The 3,229-nt window shown below is 66.3% G+C and carries 3 protein-coding genes; 1 reads left to right on the forward strand and 2 read right to left on the reverse strand.

Annotated elements, in window-relative coordinates; translation table 11 throughout:
• Positions 1–921, reverse strand: a 921-nt coding sequence (locus tag ACE3QP_RS21580; RefSeq protein ID WP_374439113.1) for a LysR family transcriptional regulator ArgP, incomplete at its 3' end; no start/stop codon positions are given.
• Positions 922–1,029: 108 nt separating this feature from the next.
• Here ACE3QP_RS21580 and ACE3QP_RS21585 point away from each other — a divergent pair.
• A complete protein-coding gene (locus ACE3QP_RS21585) occupies positions 1,030–2,373 on the forward strand; it encodes a D-amino acid dehydrogenase (RefSeq protein ID WP_374439115.1) in 1,344 nt (447 codons plus the stop codon).
• A 187-nt stretch (positions 2,374–2,560) separates the two neighbouring features.
• Here the strand turns inward: ACE3QP_RS21585 and ACE3QP_RS21590 are convergent.
• The coding region (locus ACE3QP_RS21590) for an ABC transporter substrate-binding protein (RefSeq protein ID WP_374439117.1) at positions 2,561–3,229 on the reverse strand (669 nt) is incomplete at its 5' end.

The following is a 3,229-nucleotide window of genomic DNA, read 5'->3' on the forward strand; positions in this document are numbered from 1 at the left end:
TCCGGAGTTTCCCTGATCCAGATCGCGCGCCGAGGCCTCGGTCAGGGCCTGGGTAAGGGCTTCGAGCACCTCGGATTCCAGGTTCCAGCAATGCCAGTACAACTGGATGGGCAGCGTGTGGCCGGGGGCAACGTCCACCACCTCCCCGGCGGCAAGTGCGGGGCGCACCAGCAACTCGGGCAGCACGCCCACGGCCCAGCCCGCCTTGACCGCATGCAGCTGGCCCTCGGTGCTGGGCACGAACAGGTGGTTGAGCGCCACCCGCTTGAGGCCGAAGGTACGCGCGACGAACTCTGCCGCCATGTCGTCCTTGCGGTTGAAGGAAAGGAACGGCACTTCGCGGAAGTTGTGGGCTGTCAGGCCATTGGGCAGGTGTTTTTGCGCAAAGCTGCTGGACGCCACGGCCACATAGTGCATGGCGCCCAACGGCACCATGCGGCAACCGCGCATGGCCTGCTTGAGCGTGGTGACGCAGCCCAGCACCTGGCCCGAGCGCAGCCATTCCTGGGTGAAGTCCTGGTCGTCGGCAATGATCTCCAGCGGAAGGCGCTGGCGCACCAGGTCGTGCACCGCGTCCAGCGCCCAGGTGGCAATGCTGTCGGCGTTGATGGCGATGGAGATGCGCTCGTCCTCGCGACCGCTGCCGGGGGCGCTGGGTGCCAGCTCCTGCAGGTCGCGTTCCAGGTCGGCGCGCAACAGGCGCAATTGCTTGGTGTGCTTGAGCAGCAACTGCCCCGCCGACGTGGGCCGCAGGGGGCGGCTGCGCACAATGAGCACGGAGCCAACCAGCGCCTCCAGCGCCCGCAGGCGCTGGGACACCGCCGATTGGGTGACGTTGAGGCGCTGGGCGGCCCGCTCGAACCCCCCTTCCTCCACAATGGCGGCCAGGCACTCCAGGGCGGCAGGATCGTAGGAACTCATGGCGGGAACCTTGAAACAACGAGGCTTGAATTATAAGCTTGTCTGATGTTTTTTGAATGCGGTTAATTTGACTTTATTTTTTGGGCCCTGCGGCGCACACTGCGCGCCATGAAAACCATCATTCTCGGCGCCGGCATCATCGGCATCAGCACAGCCTGGCATCTGCGCGAGCGGGGCCACGAGGTTACCGTCATTGACCGCCAGCCCGGCGCGGCGCTGGAGACGAGTTTTGCCAACGCAGGGCAGATCTCGGTGAGCTACTGCGAGCCCTGGGCCAACCGCGAAGCGCCCTGGAAGGCGCTCAAGTGGCTGTTCGACAAAGAGGCGCCGCTGCTGTTTCGCCCGCAACTGGACTGGCAGCAATGGCGCTGGGGGCTGAAGTTTCTGGCCCAGTGCAACGACACCGCTTTCGAGCGCAACGTGCAGCAGTTGGTGGAGCTGGGCGCCTACAGCCACCGCGCACTCAAGGAACTGGTGCGCAGCACCGGCATCGAGTACCACCGCCTGGAGCGCGGCATCGCGCATTTCTACTCGGACCAGAAGTCCTTCGACGACGCCGGTCTGGCCGTGGAAGTGATGCGCAAGCACGGCGTGCAGCGCCGCCTGGTCACCCGCGAGGAGCTGTTGCAGATCGAGCCCGCCTTCCGCGCCTACGGTGACCGCATTGTGGGCGGCACCTACACCAGCACCGACGAGAGCGGTGATGCGCGCCAGTTCACCCAGCAACTCGCCCAGCGCTGCGCCGACAAAGGCGTGCAGATCCTGTATGGCCACGATGTGCTGCGCCTGGAGCGCCACGGAAATGCTATCAATTCAGTAGCTGTTCGCGCAAACCATCCGGGCGCTGCAGGCCAAAAAGACCAAATACTCCAGGGTGACGCCATCGTTGTCGCATGCGGCTCTTACAGCGCGCCGTTGCTGCGCAGCGTGGGTGTGGACCTGCCGATCTACCCCGGCAAGGGCTACAGCGCCACCTTCCCCATCCTGCGCCCCGACGCTGCCCCCACCGTCTCGGCCCTGGACGACGGTCGCAAGATCGCCATCAGCCGCCTGGGCAACCAACTGCGCGTGGCCGGCACCATCGAGCTGGGCGGCTTTGACATGGCGCTGGACACCCCGGTGGCCAAGGCCCGCTGCCATATGCTGTCGCGCCGCATCGAAGAGCTCTTCCCCGGTGTGTGCGATACCCGCACCGACGAGCAAGGCGGCAACCCTCAGTACTGGACGGGCCTGCGCCCCGCCACGCCCACCAACATCCCCTTCATCGGCCGCACGCCACTGCGCGGGCTGTGGGTCAACACCGGCCACGGCACCCTGGGCTGGACGCACGGCGCAGGCTCTGGCCTGGCCCTGGCCGAACTCATCGGCGGCCAACGCCCCGGCATGGACTTTGGTTTCTACGGTTTCGACCGCACCCCCAAGGGCACCCGCCTGCAACCCGCACGGGCTTGATACCGCAGGGCTGCGGGAACGCCCCCACAGCAGCACTGGCAAGGCCCGCCCTCTAAGCAACTGACGGTGCGCAGGCCAGCAGCCACCGCGCAAGGGCCGCCCCGCAGCGCTGGTGGCGTCCCCCTTCCCGACTCGCGCGGCGAGGCGAGAGAAGGGGGAAGGCGCGGAGCGCCACAGGGGGTTGCCCCTACTTCTTCCGCTGCACGATCAGATTGCGCTTGGCGTCCTCAGGATAAGCAAAGGTGATGGCCCCGTTATGCACCTTGCCCATGACCAGCATGTTCTCGGTGATGGCGTCCTTGTCCTCGGGCGTGAAGGGGCGCTCGTAGGTGGCCACCACGCCGTAGTACACGCGCTTGATGTTCTCCAGCGCGTTCTTGACGGCAGGGCCGTCGAGCTTGCCGTCGCGGATGCCGAACAGCGCGTAGGTGAGCAGATAGGTGGCGTCGTAGCCCTGCGCAGCCGCCATGGGAACGGCCATGCGTTCGCCGTGCTTGCGCTTGAAGTTGGTCAAAAAGGAGGCCCGGCGCTCGTTGCTGGGCTCGGCAATGAAGGTTTGGGCCATCAGCGCACCCTCGGCCGCGTCCTTGGCACCATCGATAAAGAAGGGGAACGACAGTGGCCAGGCACCCACCAGCGGGACTTTCCAGCCGATGTCCTTGCGGCTGTTGGCGATGACGGCCTCCTCCGGGCCCACGGTGTAGCTGAAGATCACGTTGGCCCCGGCCTCGCGCGCAGCCTGCAGATCCTTGCGCAGGTCCGTCACGCCCAGCGGGAAGCGCGTGACATGCACCGCCTGCAGCTTGCGCGCGGCCAGTGCCTCCTGCACGTCCTTGAGCCCGGCCTCGCCGTAGCC

The sequence above is a fragment of the Inhella sp. genome, from assembly GCF_041912635.1.
Classification (GTDB): Bacteria; Pseudomonadota; Gammaproteobacteria; order Burkholderiales; family Burkholderiaceae_C; genus Inhella.